We start from the raw sequence: 17,284 nt of genomic DNA, 5'->3' as shown, positions 1-17,284 counted from the left end.
AGCTCGCTTAGATCTCAGCAACATTCTTGCCAGATAAAGCCTTTTGAATACTAGCGTTCATGCGTTTTTGTGCAAACTCATCGGTAGCTTTAGCTGCGTGATCTACGGCTTTACGCACAATATCGCTGTCTTTTTCTTCATTCAGAATCTTCTGCAAAACTGCCATCTCATGATCAATAGCAGCCTGCTCTTCATCATTAAGAAGACTGCGATCACTTGCTAAAGCTGTCTGCACAGCATCTAACAAACGCTGAGCATTAACCTGTTCTTCACGTAGAGACCTAGAAAGCAAATCTTCTTTAGCGGAGGCAAAACCATCTTGTAGCATGCGAGCAATTTCAGAATCTGTTAAACCATATGAAGGCTTAATATCAATAGATGCTTTGACACCAGAACCTTGCTCAATAGCACTTACTGATAACAGACCATCGGCATCGACTTGGAAAGTCACTCTTATGCGAGCCGCTCCCGCTGCCATCGCCGGAATGCCACGCAATTCAAATTTACCTAATGAACGACAGTCTTGCGCCAACTCTCGCTCACCCTGAACAACATGAATAGCTAAAGCAGTTTGGCCATCCTTGAAGGTTGTGAAATCCTGTGCCCTAGCAACAGGAATAGGGGTATTGCGTGGAATGATTTTTTCTACCAAGCCACCCATTGTTTCAATGCCCAATGACAATGGAATCACATCCAATAAAAGCCACTCATCATCTTTGCTTTGATTACCCGCTAATAAATCAGCCTGCATTGCCGCACCCAATGCAACCACCTGATCAGGATTGAGATTATTTAATGGTTGAGTGCCAAACAATTCGCCAACAGCTCGTTGTACATTAGGCATCCGAGTAGATCCGCCAACCATTACAACACCCTTAACGTCTTCAGCCTTAAGTCCGGCATCACGCAATGCTTTTTTACAAGCAACTATAGTTTTGCTAACTAGGTTTTGGGTAATTTCAAAAAACTGGGCTTGGCTTATACCTACGTTTACTACTGTACCGTCTGCAAGCGCCTCATGCACCCGCGCTAAAGGGTTATGACTAAGCTGCTCTTTAACATGCTTGCAGGCTTGTAAGAGAGTGCGATGATCATGAATGGACAACGGCGGAAGTTTGGCTTGCTCAATCACCCAACAATACAAACGATGATCAAAATCATCCCCACCTAAAGCGGAGTCACCACCAGTTGAGAGTACTTCAAAAACACCTCTACTCATTCGCAAGATTGAGATATCAAAGGTGCCACCGCCTAAGTCATAAACGGCATAAACGCCTTCAGATGCATTATCTAAGCCATAAGCAATCGCTGCGGCAGTAGGTTCATTTAATAAACGCAACACTTCAATGCCGGCCAACTTTGCAGCATCTTTGGTTGCCTGACGTTGTGCATCATCAAAATATGCTGGCACTGTAATCACTGCGCCCACAATTTCTTCAGAGACAGAGTCTTCCGCTAACTGACGTAAACGTGCCAAGATTTCTGCAGAAACTTCGATCGGGCTCTTATCGCCAGCGACTGTTCTGAGCTTAAGCATTCCAGGTTGATCTACGAAATCGTATGGAGCACTTTCAATATGCTCGACATCGAGCAATCCGCGACCCATGAAACGCTTCACAGAAACAATCGTATTCTTTGGATCAATAACCACGCTTTCTAACGCCTCAAAACCAGCTTGGGTTCGTCCATTAGGCAAATAACGAATGACGGAAGGCAACAACTCGCGCCCTTGCGCATCTGGCAAGACCTTAGGTAAAGCATCGCGCACAATGGCCACCAAAGAATTGGTAGTACCCAAATCTATACCAACAGCAATTCTGCGCTGATGTGGCGCTAATGATTTACCAGGTTCAGAGATTTGTAGTAGAGCCATAAATAATTGAGTGTAATTTAAATGAGCTATACCAAAGCAGAAATAGCATCATCTAGCTCTACAGCAAACTTATCAATAAAGAGTAATCCACGCAGTAATTCAGCGGCACGCGTGTAATTTTTAGCGCCATCAATCGCCTGCGTAATCTCCGCTAGGGTATCTTGTTTTGATTGCTCTACTTCGGCCATTAAATTCTCTAGTGCCTGCAAATCTTCTGCTTGCTCGTCTAAATTCTCACGCCACTCCATTTGCTTCATGAGAAAAGCAGCAGGCATTGCAGTATTGGTTTCCAACTTGGCATCAACACCATGCAGCTGGCAAATATAGAGCCCACGCTGCACTGGATTCCTAAGTGTTTGAAAAGCAGTATTTGCTAAGGTAGCCATTTGCATTGCCAAACGTTGCTCTGTATCGCTACCGCGAGCATGGCGATCTGGATGCACTTCCTTCTGAATTGCTAGATATGCCTGGTCAAGAGCAGGCAAGTCGATTTTGAATTGCTGATTTAAACCAAAGAAGCGAAAGTAATCGTCAGACGCGGAAGGATTCACCACAACCACACTCATCTTTTACGTTTGGATTCTGGAATTTAAATCCTTCATTCAAACCCTCGCGTACAAAGTCCAGTTCAGTCCCATCTAAATAAGCCAAACTCTTTGGATCCACAAACACCTTAACGCCATTAGACTCGAACACTTGATCTTCGGCAGCTGGCTCATCTACATACTCCAGTTGATATGCCAAACCGGAACATCCTGTTGTACGCACACCCAAGCGCAAGCCACATCCCTTGCCACGCTTCTCTAAGTTGCGATTCACGTGCGCTGCTGCTTTATCAGTTAAGGTAATTGCCATAGTTTTAAATCTTCTTATTTACTTCGTTTTTTATTTCGCTGGGTGCTTTTCTTTGTAATCCGCGACAGCGGCTTTTATCGCATCCTCGGCCAAAATAGAGCAATGGATCTTTACTGGAGGCAAAGCCAATTCTTCAGCGATAAGTGAGTTTTTAATCTCAAGCGCTTGATCCAAAGTCTTACCTTTAACCCATTCAGTTACCAGGGAGGAGGAAGCAATCGCAGAACCACAACCATAAGTTTTGAACTTAGCATCCTCGATCACACCTTGGTCATTCACACGAATTTGCAATTTCATAACATCACCACAGGCTGGAGCACCAACCATACCTGTACCAACGCTATCATCACCCTTTTCAAATGAGCCAACGTTACGGGGATTTTCGTAGTGGTCTATGACTTTCTCGCTATATGCCATGGTATTTCCTCTTTATTTCTTTATGTCTTAATGTTTCTTTAATGTGCAGCCCATTGAATCGTACTCAGATCGATTCCATCTTTATACATTTCCCAGAGTGGCGATAACTCACGCAACTTAGCAATTTTTTCTTTTACTAGTTTGATAGTGAAATCCACTTCTTCCTCGGTTGTAAAGCGACCCAAGGTAAAGCGAATCGAACTATGCGCCAACTCGTCATTACGACCTAGGGCCCGCAACACATAGGATGGCTCTAGAGAAGCTGAAGTGCAGGCGGATCCAGATGAGATTGCCAAATCCTTCAGAGCCATCAACATGGATTCGCCTTCAACATAGTTAAAACTGATATTAAGGTTGTGTGGGACACGCTTATCCATGTCGCCATTCACATAAACCTCTTCAACATCTTTTAAGCCATTCAACAAACGATCACGCAAAGCACGGATACGCTTATTTTCTTCAGCCATATCGATACGTGCAATTCGAAATGCTTCGCCCATACCAACAATTTGATGCACAGCTAAAGTTCCAGAACGCATGCCCCGCTCATGACCACCGCCATGTATTTGTGCCTCAATACGGATACGAGGTTTACGACGCACAAACAAAGCGCCAATACCCTTAGGCCCATAAGTCTTATGCGCAGAGAAACTCATCAAATCCACTTTGATTTTTTCTAAGTCAATTTCTACTTTACCTGTAGCCTGCGCAGCGTCCACATGAAAAATAACACCACGTGAACGACACAAATCACCAATTGCTGGGATATCTTGTACAACACCGATTTCATTATTGACATACATTACCGAAGCTAAAATCGTGCCTGGCTTCATGGCGGCTTCTAATTGCGCAAAATCAATCAGACCGTTTGGCAGAACGTCTAGATATGTCACTTCATAGCCTTCGCGCTCCAACTCACGACAAGTGTCTAGAGTTGCCTTGTGCTCAGTCTTTACTGTGATGATGTGATTGCCACGATCCTTATAAAAATGTGCAGCACCCTTTAATGCCAAATTAATACTCTCTGTAGCGCCACTGGTGAAGATGATTTCTCTTGGATCAGCATGAACTAGCTGAGCAACCTCTGAACGCGCCCACTCTACAGCTTCTTCTGCAGCCCAGCCATATGCATGGCTACGTGAAGCGGCGTTACCAAACTGCTCACGCAAATAAGGCAACATTTTGTCCACCACGCGAGGATCAATCGGCGTAGTAGCTGAGTAGTCCATATACACAGGAAAGTGCTTCGGACTAAACATGGGTACCGGTTGTTGTGGAAGATCTTGTGGGGCGTTCATGGTTTATTTACTAGTTGATGATGCTGTTATTAACTTTGTCGCGCTAAATTGAATACGGAATTCACTAAAGGCACCTTAGGGGCAATTTCTTTTTTGGCCGAAAGCACAGGAGCGGGTTTATCTGCTTTAACACTTTCTACTTTGACTTTCTTCTGGCGCATGTCCTGAATGACAATGCCACGTCCTTCTTGCTGTTGAACCAAATCTTTCAAACTCACAGAGCTGAGGTACTCAACCATTTTGGAATTGAGATTGCTCCATAGATCATGGGTCATACAGCGTCCATGATTCTCATCATCGGTATGACAGTTTCCTTTGCCACCACACTGGGTTGCATCAAGGGGTTCATCGACGGCAACAATAATGTCGGCAACACTCACTTCGGATGAGGGGCGCGCTAGGGTATAACCACCGCCAGGACCACGCGTACTCTCCACAATGTTGAAGCGGCGCAATTTACCGAATAATTGCTCGAGGTAAGAAAGGGAAATCTTTTGTCTTTGGCTAATTCCAGCCAAAGTCACTGGGCCATGCGCCTCACGCAGGGCTAAATCAATCATTGCGGTTACTGCAAAACGACCTTTGGTTGTAAGTCTCATATGTCACCTTGGTAATGGATTGTTATGGACAGCTAACAGTCGGGCGGGTAATACCCGACCATTCCGCTCAACTTTAACATAATCCCTAGCAATCTGCTCGGGAATTATCCCAAAAATCCCCAAGGACTGCGAGGAAACTAGCCGATTGAGTCTCTAGACCTGGCTCCAAACGCCATTTCTTTGACTTTGGTAAGCCTATCGCGGGTGCTAGCAGCCTTTTCAAACTCCAAATTCTTGGCTTCGGCGTTCATTTGCTTCTCTAGGCGCTTGATTTCAGCTGCTAGGTCCTTCTCGCTCATATCCTCATAGCGCGCCCTCTCCTGCTCCACCTGCATCTCTTGACGCTTCTCTTTGACGTCATAAACACCATCAATGATGTCCTTAATACGTTTTTGGACCCCTTTAGGCTCAATGCCATGCAATTTATTGAAAGTAATTTGTTTAGTGCGACGTCTTTCAGTCTCCCCCATGGCTCTGCGCATAGAGTCTGTAATCTTGTCCGCGTAAAGAATGGCCTTACCCCTCACGTTACGGGCGGCACGTCCAATCGTCTGTATCAAACTTCTTTCGGAACGCAAGAAACCTTCTTTATCAGCATCCAAAATTGCTACCAGAGAAACCTCTGGAATATCCAAACCCTCCCGCAACAAATTAATACCAACTAATACATCGAAGACACCCAAACGTAAGTCACGCAAGATCTCGACACGTTCAACAGTATCGATATCTGAGTGAACATAGCGAACCTTCACACCATTGTCAGAAAGATAATCGGTGAGTTGTTCAGCCATGCGCTTAGTCAAGACGGTTACTAATACACGCTCTCCAACTTTGACGCGCGCATGAATTTGATCTAATAAATCATCAACCTGTGTGCTTGCTGGTAAGACTTCAATTTCTGGATCAACCAATCCAGTTGGCCTAGCGACTTGCTCTACAACTTGACCTTGATGGGCGCTCTCATAATCAGCCGGTGTAGCGGAAACAAAAATGGTTTGACGCATTTTGGTTTCAAACTCAGCGAATTTAAGCGGGCGATTATCCATCGCCGAAGGTAGACGAAAACCAAATTCCACCAAGGTATGTTTACGAGATTTATCTCCGTTATACATCGCATTAAGCTGACCAATTAAGACGTGACTCTCATCTAGAAACATCAAGGCATCGTTGGGCAAATAGTCCACCAGCGTAGGCGGGGCTTCGCCTGGTGCCGCACCTGAAAGGTGGCGAGAGTAGTTTTCAATCCCTTTACAGAAGCCTAATTCATTGAGCATCTCTAAATCAAAACGAGTACGCTGCTCAAGTCTTTGTGCCTCTACCAACTTACCATCTTTAACAAACTCATCTAAGCGGGTACGCAGTTCTGTTTTGATGGTTTCAATTGCTTTTAAAACGGTATCTCGTGGCGTGACGTAATGCGAACTTGGATACACAGTGAAACGTGGAATCTTTTGTCGAATTTTTCCAGTAAGCGGATCAAAGAATTGCAAACTCTCTACGACATCATCAAACAACTCCACTCTTACCGCTAACTCGTTATGTTCGGCAGGGAAAATATCAATCGTGTCCCCACGCACACGAAATACACCGCGTTTGAAATCAGTTTCATTGCGGTCGTATTGCATGGCAATGAGCCGCATCAAAATATCGCGTTGACTCATTTTGTCGCCAGGACGTAATGTCATCACCATGCTGTGATAGTCGCCAGGATTACCAATACCGTAAATGGCTGACACGGTTGCAACAATCACTACGTCACGACGCTCCAATAGACTCTTGGTTGCGGATAAACGCATCTGCTCGATGTGCTCATTTATGGAGGAATCTTTTTCAATAAAGAGGTCACGCTGGGGGACGTACGCTTCCGGCTGGTAATAGTCGTAATAACTAACGAAGTATTCAACAGCATTTTTTGGGAAAAACTCCCTAAATTCGCTATAAAGCTGGGCAGCTAGAGTCTTATTTGGGGCAAAAATAATGGCTGGACGACCTGTTCTAGCGATGACATTGGCCATTGTGTAGGTCTTTCCGGACCCAGTAACCCCCAGTAAGGTCTGAAAGGTCAGACCATCTTCGATACCCTCTACAAGGGCATCAATGGCCTGAGGTTGGTCTCCAGCCGGCGGAAAAGGTTGATAGAGCTGATAAGGGGAGTCTGGGAAGGTGACAAATTTTGCTGGATCAAGGTCATGACCAGCCTCGCCCAAGGGATCAGCCGCTGGGGTTTTATTCACAGCATTTACTTCAGAATTTGATCCAGTTTTAGGTAACTTAGGGAGCATCTCGGCTATCATTTCACCTGTGAGATTTATTCACAGCGAATTTTGTACAAACAATGATTTTGCCGTTTTTCTTTGGAAATAGTTGATTCTGACCTTAAAAACCGACAATTAAACTGAATTTAGCGTTAATTAAGAACAAAACCACCCTAAAACCACCACTTTCGACCTCAAATGACCCTGTTTGCCTCAGTCCAATTAGCCCCTAAAGATCCTATTTTTGGCCTCACAGAAGCCTACGTTGCTGACCAACGCGCTGATAAAGTGAATTTGGGTGTTGGCGTGTACTACACGGATGAAGGCAAGGTCCCGCTTTTAAAAGCGGTAATCAAAGCAGAAGAAGCAATTGTTGCAAAGCACTCACCACGCAGCTATATCCCTATCGAAGGACCAAACCCTTACAACAGTGCAGTGCAAAACTTACTGTTTGGCGACGATTCCGCCTTAATTAAGGATGGTCGTGTTGTTACCGCTGAATGTCTTGGTGGTACTGGTGCCTTACGTGTTGGCGCCGACTTTATTAAGCGCTTAAACCTCAATGCACCTTGCGCCATCAGCAACCCTACTTGGGAAAACCATCGCGGCATTTTTGAATCCGCTGGATTTGATGTTGTTGAGTACACCTACTTTGACGGCAAAACGCGCGGTGTTGATTTTGACGGCATGGTGAAATCATTAGAGTCTTTCCCAAAGAACACCACTGTGTTGTTGCACGCTTGTTGCCACAACCCAACTGGCGCGGACATTACTGAAGCACAATGGCGTCAGGTGATTGAGATCTGCAAGAACAAGGGTCTTATTCCATTCTTGGATATGGCTTACCAAGGCTTTGCAGCTGGGATTGAGCAAGACGGTATTGCAGTGCGCCTCTTCGCTGAATCGGGCATGTCTTTCTTTGTTTCTAGCTCCTTCTCCAAATCATTCTCACTTTATGGTGAGCGTGTTGGCGCACTCTCTATCGTCACGCAAAGCAAAGATGAATCTACTCGCGTGCTTTCGCAGTTGAAGCGTGTGATTCGCACCAATTATTCCAATCCACCAACTCATGGTGCAGCAATCGCTGCCGCTGTTTTAAATTCCCCAGAATTGCGCAAGCTCTGGGAAGATGAGTTGGCAGAAATGCGTGATCGCATTAAAGCAATGCGTCATGGTCTCGTCGAAAAACTCGCTGCTGCTGGTGTAAAGCAAGATTTTGCTTTTATTGAGAAGCAACGTGGAATGTTTTCTTACTCTGGCCTAACAGCTGAGCAAGTTGAGCGCTTACAGAAAGAAGATGGCATTTATGCCCTCTCCACTGGACGCATTTGTGTGGCAGCCCTCAATACCAAAAATATTGACAAAGTGGCTAAAGCAATCGCCCGCGTATTGGCTTAACAAAGCACAATAAACGGATAGTCGGAATTACCGGAGGTACCATGCTATATCAGTTACACGAGTTTCAAAAAGCCTTACTTCAACCAGTTAGTTCTTGGGCACGCGCTGCATCAGAAGCATTTATTAACGCTTCTAATCCTGCGTCAATGGTCCCGGGATCAGAGCGTTTAGCGGCAAGCTATGAACTCTTATACCGATTGGGCAAGAACTATAAGAAACCTGAATTTGGTATTCGCGCTGTACAGGCCCATGGTCGCGAAGTTGCTATCCACGAAAGAACAATCGTTGCAAAACCTTTTTGCAATTTAGTTCGATTCAAACGATTCTCCGACGATGTTAATGTCATTAAAAAACTAAAAGATGATCCAGTTGTTTTGGTTGTTGCGCCTCTATCTGGACACCACTCCACATTATTGCGTGACACTGTTCGCACTCTTCTGCAAGACCATAAGGTTTACATTACCGATTGGATCGATGCACGTTTAGTTCCTATTGAAGATGGTGAGTTTGGCTTAGATGATTATGTTCACTATGTTCAAGAATTCATACGCACCATTGGCGCAAAAGACTTACATGTAATTTCTGTTTGCCAACCGACAGTGCCAACCTTAGGCGCGATTTCATTACTTGCCTCTGCGGGTGAGGCAACTCCTGCATCCATGATTATGATGGGCGGCCCCATTGATGCACGCAAATCACCTACTGCCGTAAACAACTTAGCAGATCAAAAATCTTATGAGTGGTTTGAGAGTCACGTGATTTATAACGTTCCACCGAACTACCCTGGCGCTGGTCGCAAAGTTTACCCAGGCTTCTTGCAACACACCGGCTTTATTGCCATGAACCCACAGAACCATTTGCAATCGCACTGGGACTATTTCACTAACTTAGTTCGTGGCGACGAAGGAGATGCTGAAGCGCATATTCGCTTCTACGATGAGTACAACGCAGTATTGGACTTGGATTCCAAGTTCTACTTAGATACCATCAAAACGGTTTTCCAAGACTATGCATTACCGAACGGCACCTGGAAAGTCGCTGGCAAATTAGTGAAGCCGCAAGATATTAAGAAAACTGCGCTTCTGACTGTTGAAGGCGAGCTTGACGACATCTCCGGAAGTGGTCAAACTCAATCAGCACATGGTTTATGTGCAGGTATCCCTAAAGCAAATAAAGATCATTATGAGGTTGCTGGGGCTGGTCACTATGGCATCTTTTCTGGCCGCCGTTGGCGCGAGAAGGTTTATCCAAAAATCAAAACCTTTATACGTGAGCATCAGAACACGAAAAAAACCGCAACAAGAACTTCAAAGTCATCGTAAATTAAGGGCTCTTCGGAGCCTTTAATTTTGACAGGATACCCATAAAGCAATTTCATGAGCCGCAAAGACAAACTCATTGATCAACTTGAGGATATCCTCCCTCAAACCCAATGCACCAAATGTGGCTACCCCGATTGTCGGGGTTACGCAGAAGCGATGGCCGCTGGCGATGCATTACCCAATCGTTGTCCTCCAGGGGGCGTTGAGGGCATTAAACGCCTTAGCAAGGCTCTGATACCCATCTATCCACAAGATGCCTTTGATCTCCACCCAACTATCGATCCCGAGTGCGGCGTGGAGCGACCACGACCAGTTGCATTCATCGACCCCCAGAAATGCATTGGCTGCACTTTATGCATACAGGCCTGTCCAGTAGATGCCATTGTTGGCGCTTCAAAACAAATGCATGTGGTTTTAACTGACTGGTGCACCGGTTGTGATCTCTGTATTCCGCCGTGCCCAGTTGATTGCATCAGCATGATTGATGTTACTGGCAACCAAACTGGTTGGGATGCTTGGTCATCGGATCTGGCCAACATTTCGCGTAAGCGATATCACGATCGTAAGCAGCGTCTTGATAGAGAGCAAAAAGATAATGATGAACGTTTGGCTAGAAAAGCAGCGGCAAAACTCAAGGCAGTAAATAGTGAAACACCTCACTCCGAAGAAGAACTAAAAGAACAAGAACGCAAACGCGCCATCATTGCAGCTGCAATTGCGCGAGCTCAACAAAAGAAATGATGAACCTAGAAAAGCGTCGCGCTTTTTTTGAGCAACTCAAGGCTAATAATCCAAAGCCCAAAACCGAATTGGAATACAACTCGCCTTTTGAGTTATTGATCGCAGTATTGCTTTCAGCCCAAGCTACTGATGTGTCTGTCAACAAAGGGACACGTAAATTATTTAAGATTGCCAACACCCCGCAAGCCTTATTGGATTTGGGCGAAGAGGGTGTCAGGCCCTTTATTCAACACATCGGTTTATTTAACTCCAAAGGCAAGCATATTCAAGAGACATGTCGATTACTCTTGGAAAAACATGGTGGTGAAGTTCCCCAAACTCGCGAAGAATTAGAAGCCCTTCCAGGCGTTGGTAGAAAAACTGCCAACGTCATTCTTAATACTGCTTTTGGTCAACCCACTATTGCAGTTGATACACATATCTTTCGAGTTTCCAATCGAACTGGACTGGCTCCTGGCAAAGATGTTCTTAAAGTTGAAGAACAATTACTAAAGCGTGTTCCTAAGGAATACTTATTAGACGCCCATCACTGGCTTATTTTGCATGGTCGATATACTTGTAAAGCACGCAACCCCGAATGCGGGCTATGCATTGTTGAGCCTCTATGTGGCTTTAAACAAAAAACTGCTAAAGGAAAAGTTCGTGGCGATATTTAACCCAACTCGTGAAGAAGTGCGTCGCTTTTTCTGTGATACCTGGAAAAAGAAAACCGAAAATCACATTCTCGACCCCATGGAAACACTTGCAAGTGATTGGATAGTTGAACACCCCGAATACCATTCCCTGCTCACCAATCCAGAAGGCGCCCTAGAACAAGACTACACCCCTGAACGCGGAGAAACCAATCCATTTCTACATCTATCGATGCATTTATCCATCAGTGAGCAAATATCGATTAATCAACCACCTGGCATTAAGGAAATAGCCGACAAGCTATCTCAAAAATTAGGGTCCATGCATGAGGCCCAACACCTCATGATGGAATGTCTTGGCCAAGTCATGTGGGAAGCACAGCGTGCAGGTCAGCCACTGAACCCAGAGAAGTATCTGGAAGCCTTAAAGAGATTGGTTTAATCCTCTTTCATATTAGCGCGTTTGACGATAGGCTCGAGCCTTGCCTTTTCATCAGCCAAGAACTTACTAAATGTTGCGCGAGTTCCCGGGGATGGCTCAATACCTTGAGGAGTAAGGCGAGCCTGAACGGCTGGCGTCTTTAACCCTGCATTAATCGCTTGGTTCATTTTTTCCAAGATTGCATCCGGCGTGCCCTTAGGTGCAAATACCCCCGCCCAGTGACCAATCAAAACCTCTGGGTAACCCTGTTCTTTAGTGGTTGGCACATTTGGTAACGCACTAATCCGTTTATTCCAAGTTGAGGCGATGGGTTTTAATTTTCCTCCTTGAATCTGAGGTATGACCACAACACTTGCCTCAGATGTAGCATCGACTTGATTAGAAATTACTGCCACCATTCCTTCTGAACCACTCTTATAAGGAATGATTTCATACTTGCCGCCTGCTTTAACTTTTAACATCTCTGCTACGAAATGCGGGGTACTGCCTGTACCAGCAGTAGAAAAGTTAAGCCCTTTAGGCTCTTTAGCTAGCACCAGTAGATCCTTCAAATTATTAATTTTTGAATCCGCTGAAACAACAATAATTGATGGACTAATAGTCAATAAACCCACTGGAACTAAGTCGCCCTCCTTATAAGGCATCGATGTCTTGATCATCGGATTGGTGATAATTCCGCCAGCGCTAACAAAGAATGTGTAACCATCGGGCGCACTCTTGGCTACAAAATCTGCACCCAACACGGAGCCAGCCCCAGGCTTATTCTCAACAATAATAGGCTGCCCCAATTGTTTTGATGCAGCTTCAGCGACTACCCTGGCAACAGTATCGTTCGCACCCCCAGGGCCAAAGCCCACAACGAACTTAATGGGATGGTCAGGCCAAGGATCTGCGGCATATACTCGGCCAAATATCAAGCATAGTCCAAGAACAATCATTACCTTGAAAGTGAGTCTCGTATTGTTCATTTTTTTCTTCCCTCGTTTGGAATGTGTTTTTAATTCTACTTACCAAGGCAAACTCGGCAACACCGGTTTTAGAGCAACTCTTTTAAGTTCGCTCAATCTTATTTTGATATCTTCAGTTAAGAATAATTACAGTGAAGCTTTAATCTTTTTCGCAAAATCAAGAGCAGTTGGACTATCCCCATGAATACATAGGGTATCAGCCTTCACTTTGACAATACTTCCATCTAGGGCGACCACTTCACCTTTTTGAGCCATGCGTATAGCCTGAGCAGCCGCCTCATCTTCACTCTCAATTAAAGCTCCAGCCTGAGTGCGAGGAACTAAATACCCTTCTGATGTGTAACGCCGGTCTGCAAATACCTCTTGCCAAAGGGGAATTCCAATCTGGTTTGCAGCTTCAACAAAACAGCTACCTGCAAGGCCGTACAAAATAATGTCACTTCCTAGATCCTTGACGGCTTGTGCAATAGCGCGAGCCAGATTCAAATCTCTTGCTGCTTGATTATAAAAAGCACCGTGTGGTTTGACATGGTGAAGCTTGCCACCCTGAGCATGAACAAATGCTTGTAGCGCTCCTGCCTGGTACAAAACAAAGTTGTATGCATCATTAGGAGTAATTGACATCTCTCTCCTGCCAAAGCCAACTAGATCTGGCAAACTGGGATGAGCGCCTATCAGTATCTGCTTTTGTAAAGCAGCAGATACTAATTTTTTCATCCGCTCGGGATCGCCCGCATGCCACCCACAGGCTATATTGGTAGAGTCAATACAGTCCAATAGGGCAAGATCATTGCCCATCTCCCAAACGCCGAAGCCCTCTCCCATATCACAATTGAGGTCAATTTTTTGTTTCATGATGTCGCCAAAAGAGTTGCTCGTACATTATCAAATGTTTTTCTCTGCTCACTAAAAAATGATGCATTAATTTGATCAGCCTCATCTAGTGTAATCGGCAAAAACTGTATTTTGTCGCCCGCCCTTAATTGACCTAACTTAGATCGCTCAGAACTCAGCGTTTCCATTAATCTCGGGTATCCGCCCGTAGTTTGGTGCTCAGCCATCATCAAAATAGGTTGACCAGATGGGGGCAGCTGAACTGTTCCAAACCAGATTCCCTGAGAAGGGATTCCTGTTATCGAACTTGATATTTTGAAATCACTTTCTAAACGCATTCCCATACGATTGCTTTGCGAAGATACAGTCCACACGGTCTTCCATAAAGCATCTTGTTCATCTGCACTCAATACCCCCAAATGAATACTAGGTAGTACTTTAATAATTTCTAGCTTTCTTCCCGGCAAAGCTGGCGAAGCAATTGACCATTTTGGAAAACGTATTTCTGCATCCCTCATTTTTCTAAAGAATGGTTTTTGATAAATATCTTGTGCACGAGGCAAATACAAGGCATCCCCCTTTTGCAAGGCACCGCCACCAATTCCAGCACTGAGATGAGAGCCCTGACCGCCCAAAATAAACTCACTTTCAATGCCACCACTTAACGCTAGAAATATTCTGCACCCTAACTGCATTGTTCCAAAACTCAAAGTTTCACCTTTACGCATATGCACAGGTCGATTTCCTGGAACAACATTGCCATTCACTTGAACTATGCACTGAGCCCCAACCCAGGCAACCCACACATCCTCATGAAATAGTAATTTTGTACCTGAGCCTGTTATTTCGAGCCCTGTTGCATCATCTGAATTCCCCAATAAAGTGTTTGCCATTCGCGCACCCTCAAGATCCATTGGACCGCCAGCGCTCAATGCTAAGTGTGCAAAACCGTATCGAGGCAAGCTTTGAATCGTGGTTTGCAAACCCGGAGATATGACCTCAACAGCATGATTGCTTACATTTTCTGTTGATGTCTTTTGCGCCACTTTCGTCAAGTTTTGCGCTTCAATTTTTCTAAATTCGGCTAAATCAATTTCGATAAACTCAACACGATCGCCAGCCCTCAGTAAGCTCGGATCAGACTTATGGGGATCGAACAACACATCGGGGCTGCGGCCGATAATATTCCAGCCCCCTGGAGTAGCCTGAGGATAAATCGCAGTCTGCAATTCTGCGATAGCCACAGACCCTGCAGGCACAGCAGTTCGTGGCGATTCTAAGCGGGGCAGCCTTAAGCTAGAATCCAAACCGCTGCAGTATGAAAATCCCGGCATAAAACCCAAAATATCTACACGAATTTCCGAGTTTTTATGACGATTAATAAATTCTCTTACCGTCAACCTACATTTCTCTGCACTTGCTAATAAATCCGGAGCCAGCTCTGGGTCATAACAGACCCGAATGCGATGTACCGCCTCATTATTCAGCTCTCGCTTTTTTTCACTCAATAACTTTTTAATTAGCGATTCAATTTCTGCTTTAGCAGTAAGGCGGGTATCTTGATAGCTAGGTCCTGAAAATTTTAATGCGACTAAAAGACTATCAATGCCAGGGATTAAATCTAAAAGCCATTCTGGTGAGAACGAAAATATGAGATCGGATAATTCGTGAATCTTGCTTAAAGGCTCTGGATAGCTCCGGAAATCAACAAATAAAGCAGCATCACCCAAATCAAGGATGTCAACCTTGCCAGCGACTTTCCTAGATCTTTTCAACTGCATTGAGGCTACTTAATTTCTTTTTGCAAAAATTGATCTGGCAGCCATGTGACCAATTCAGGCCATATGGTAATCATCGCAACTGCCACAACCATCATGGCAAAGAAGGGTAAAGAAACTTTGGCAATGTAGTTACTATCTTTACCAGTCATGCTCTGCAAGACAAATAGATTAAATCCAACGGGTGGCGTCACTTCTGCAATCTCTACCAATAGCACAATGAAAATTCCAAACCACACTAAATCAAAACCAGCTTGCTGCACCATAGGTAACACCGTCACCGTAGTTAAGGCGATCATCGAAATACCATCTAGGGCAGTACCCAACAAAATATAAATAATGGTTAATACAAAAATGAGTGCCCATGGCGAAAGATGCATACTTTGCACCCACTCTGCCAGCCCTCTTGGAATGCCGGTATAGCTCATCACAATCGATAGAAATGAGGTTGCTCCTAAGACAAACATAATCATGGCTGTTAAACGAGTAGCTGAAAGCAAACTCTGCCAAAAGTTAGACCAGGAAAGATTACGCCCTACCGCTGCCAATATCAGAGAACCCACAACCCCATAAGCAGCTGCCTCTGTCGCAGTAGAGTATCCAGCCAACATCAACCAGGCAATAAAAATAATTAATGCTGTACACGGCATCAATTGTCCAATGGAATGAAGACGCTGATGCCAAGAATACTTTTCTGCTGGAGGTGTTTTATTGGGATTTAACAAAGCCCAAACAATAATGTAGCCAGAAAATAAGCCCATCAAAATTGCGCCAGGGATAAATCCCGCCAAGAAGATTCGAATGATGGATTGATCGGCCGCTACAGCGTACACCACCATGGTGATTGAAGGTGGAATCAATATCCCCAAGGTGCCAGCACATGACAAAGAGCCGAGGGTGATTTTTTCATCGTAGCCACGCTTTGTGAGCTCTGGCAAAGCAGATTTCGCAATAGTGGCACAAGTAGCCGCGGATGAACCAGAGACAGAGCCAAAAATGCCGCAACCCAAAATATTCACATGCATTAATCGTCCAGGTAGCCAATTGAGCCATGGAGACAAACCGGTAAACATTTGTTCTGATAATTTAGTTCTGAACAAGATCTCGCCCATCCAAACAAATAATGGCAAAGAAGCTAAGGTATAGGATGAGCTGGAATTCCACCAAACATTGGCTAAATTCATCATCGTATCTTTATCGGAGAAGAAAGCTAAGCCAAACCACGCGGTAATTGCCACCCCAGCTGGGATCCAAATACCCATCAAGAGCAGGAATGACATCAAGACCAATAAGATAAGAGCGATTAACGTAATGCTCACAAGGTCTCCCCAAAATCACCCGCAGATAAGCGCTCTTCTGCCATTTGTTGATAACGAGGTTTACCGCCTTTAATCACACGAATTAATTCATCAATCACCGCTAAGAGAAAGATAAGGCAACCAAATGCCGTAAAAATTTGCGGAATCCAAAGCGGTACAATAATTTGGCCCTGTGAAACATCATTAAATTCCCAACTTTGATACACAAATAATGAAAAAGCAGCTAAGGCGTAAAAACAAAAAACAGACATCACAGCTAGGCCAGCGATCTCCAAGCGCTTTTTCCATACATCATTCAATGTGCTTAAGAAAATTTCAACGCGGACAATGCCTCCATGTTGAAATGTTTGACCAAGTATTAAGAAGGCTGAAGCCGCGCATAACCAAGCAATTAGGTCATCAGCTCCGCGTAGGTTGATGCCAAACTCCCGAGAAAGCGACATGGAAACCATCAAAATACAGATACCGAGAATACATAAGGCCGCCAAAGCGGCGGCCCCTTGAATCAGGCCATCTAAAAGACGACCGTATAAACTTCGTGGTGCGTGCATAA

Annotated in this window: 17 protein-coding genes; 5 read left to right on the top strand and 12 right to left on the bottom strand. The window is 44.8% G+C overall.

What is annotated here, in order from left to right; all coding sequences use genetic code 11:
- Positions 1 to 7 precede the first annotated feature (7 nt).
- The 7 genes from hscA to uvrB all read right to left on the bottom strand — a co-directional run bounded on the left by hscA (position 8) and on the right by uvrB (position 7,336).
- Positions 8 to 1,873 (bottom strand): Fe-S protein assembly chaperone HscA, encoded by a 1,866-nt coding sequence (gene hscA / locus FD973_RS02565; RefSeq protein WP_215324078.1) that lies wholly within the window; start codon positions 1,871 to 1,873, stop codon positions 8 to 10.
- Between the two features lie 26 nt (positions 1,874 to 1,899).
- Positions 1,900 to 2,439 carry a Fe-S protein assembly co-chaperone HscB gene (hscB, locus tag FD973_RS02560; RefSeq protein WP_215324077.1) on the bottom strand — a complete coding sequence of 180 codons (540 nt, stop codon included), beginning with the start codon at positions 2,437 to 2,439 and terminating at the stop codon, positions 1,900 to 1,902.
- Entirely contained in the window at positions 2,405 to 2,728 is a 324-nt protein-coding gene (gene iscA / locus FD973_RS02555) for an iron-sulfur cluster assembly protein IscA (RefSeq protein ID WP_215324076.1), read from the bottom strand. The genes hscB and iscA overlap by 35 nt, the downstream gene beginning before the upstream one ends.
- A gap of 30 nt (positions 2,729 to 2,758) precedes the next feature.
- Positions 2,759 to 3,145 (bottom strand): Fe-S cluster assembly scaffold IscU, encoded by a 387-nt coding sequence (gene iscU, locus FD973_RS02550; protein WP_068322308.1) that lies wholly within the window; start codon positions 3,143 to 3,145, stop codon positions 2,759 to 2,761.
- Positions 3,146 to 3,183: 38 nt separating this feature from the next.
- On the bottom strand, positions 3,184 to 4,443 hold the full coding sequence (locus FD973_RS02545) for an IscS subfamily cysteine desulfurase (protein WP_371816868.1): 1,260 nt from the start codon (positions 4,441 to 4,443) through the stop codon (positions 3,184 to 3,186).
- 29 nt (positions 4,444 to 4,472) lie between these two features.
- A complete protein-coding gene (locus tag FD973_RS02540) occupies positions 4,473 to 5,042 on the bottom strand; it encodes a Fe-S cluster assembly transcription factor (RefSeq protein ID WP_215324075.1) in 570 nt (189 codons plus the stop codon).
- Between the two features lie 137 nt (positions 5,043 to 5,179).
- Positions 5,180 to 7,336 (bottom strand): excinuclease ABC subunit UvrB, encoded by a 2,157-nt coding sequence (gene uvrB / locus FD973_RS02535; RefSeq protein ID WP_251368812.1) that lies wholly within the window; start codon positions 7,334 to 7,336, stop codon positions 5,180 to 5,182.
- A gap of 159 nt (positions 7,337 to 7,495) precedes the next feature.
- On the opposite strand from uvrB, the gene FD973_RS02530 reads away from it, so the two are divergent.
- Genes FD973_RS02530 through FD973_RS02510 form a run of 5 tightly spaced genes read left to right on the top strand, consistent with a single transcriptional unit; the run spans position 7,496 to position 11,832 of the window.
- Positions 7,496 to 8,695, top strand: a complete 1,200-nt coding sequence (locus FD973_RS02530) for an amino acid aminotransferase (protein ID WP_215324074.1) — start codon at positions 7,496 to 7,498, stop codon at positions 8,693 to 8,695.
- A gap of 41 nt (positions 8,696 to 8,736) precedes the next feature.
- Positions 8,737 to 10,017, top strand: a complete 1,281-nt coding sequence (locus FD973_RS02525; RefSeq protein ID WP_215324073.1) for a polyhydroxyalkanoate depolymerase — start codon at positions 8,737 to 8,739, stop codon at positions 10,015 to 10,017.
- 54 nt (positions 10,018 to 10,071) lie between these two features.
- Complete coding sequence (rsxB, locus tag FD973_RS02520; protein WP_215324072.1) at positions 10,072 to 10,758, top strand: electron transport complex subunit RsxB; 687 nt, start codon at positions 10,072 to 10,074, stop codon at positions 10,756 to 10,758.
- On the top strand, positions 10,758 to 11,414 hold the full coding sequence (gene nth / locus FD973_RS02515; protein ID WP_215324678.1) for an endonuclease III: 657 nt from the start codon (positions 10,758 to 10,760) through the stop codon (positions 11,412 to 11,414). The genes rsxB and nth overlap by 1 nt, the downstream gene beginning before the upstream one ends.
- Positions 11,401 to 11,832: a DUF1841 family protein gene (locus tag FD973_RS02510; protein WP_215324071.1), complete on the top strand. Its 432-nt coding sequence runs from the start codon at positions 11,401 to 11,403 to the stop codon at positions 11,830 to 11,832. The genes nth and FD973_RS02510 overlap by 14 nt, the downstream gene beginning before the upstream one ends.
- Here the strand turns inward: FD973_RS02510 and FD973_RS02505 are convergent.
- From FD973_RS02505 to FD973_RS02485, 5 genes are all read right to left on the bottom strand, one after another.
- Positions 11,829 to 12,770 (bottom strand): tripartite tricarboxylate transporter substrate binding protein, encoded by a 942-nt coding sequence (locus tag FD973_RS02505; RefSeq protein WP_215324677.1) that lies wholly within the window; start codon positions 12,768 to 12,770, stop codon positions 11,829 to 11,831. The two genes, FD973_RS02510 and FD973_RS02505, sit on opposite strands and share 4 nt — an antisense overlap.
- Positions 12,771 to 12,926: 156 nt before the next feature.
- The gene (locus FD973_RS02500) at positions 12,927 to 13,655 is read right to left on the bottom strand and encodes a 5-oxoprolinase subunit PxpA (RefSeq protein ID WP_215324070.1); all 729 of its coding nucleotides are present in this window, start codon (positions 13,653 to 13,655) and stop codon (positions 12,927 to 12,929) included.
- Positions 13,652 to 15,415, bottom strand: coding sequence for a carboxyltransferase domain-containing protein (locus FD973_RS02495; RefSeq protein WP_215324069.1), 1,764 nt, complete (start codon positions 15,413 to 15,415; stop codon positions 13,652 to 13,654). Before FD973_RS02495 ends, FD973_RS02500 begins: the two co-directional genes overlap by 4 nt.
- Positions 15,416 to 15,420: 5 nt before the next feature.
- Entirely contained in the window at positions 15,421 to 16,731 is a 1,311-nt protein-coding gene (locus FD973_RS02490) for a TRAP transporter large permease (protein ID WP_215324068.1), read from the bottom strand.
- Positions 16,728 to 17,282, bottom strand: coding sequence for a TRAP transporter small permease subunit (locus FD973_RS02485; RefSeq protein ID WP_215324067.1), 555 nt, complete (start codon positions 17,280 to 17,282; stop codon positions 16,728 to 16,730). Before FD973_RS02485 ends, FD973_RS02490 begins: the two co-directional genes overlap by 4 nt.
- Between the last annotated feature and the right edge of the window lie 2 nt (positions 17,283 to 17,284).

The organism is Polynucleobacter sp. MWH-Braz-FAM2G, from assembly GCF_018687635.1.
Taxonomy (GTDB): domain Bacteria; phylum Pseudomonadota; class Gammaproteobacteria; order Burkholderiales; family Burkholderiaceae; genus Polynucleobacter.
The sequence above is the reverse complement of the archived record's forward strand: the minus strand, read 5'-3'. Positions and strand labels throughout refer to the sequence as shown.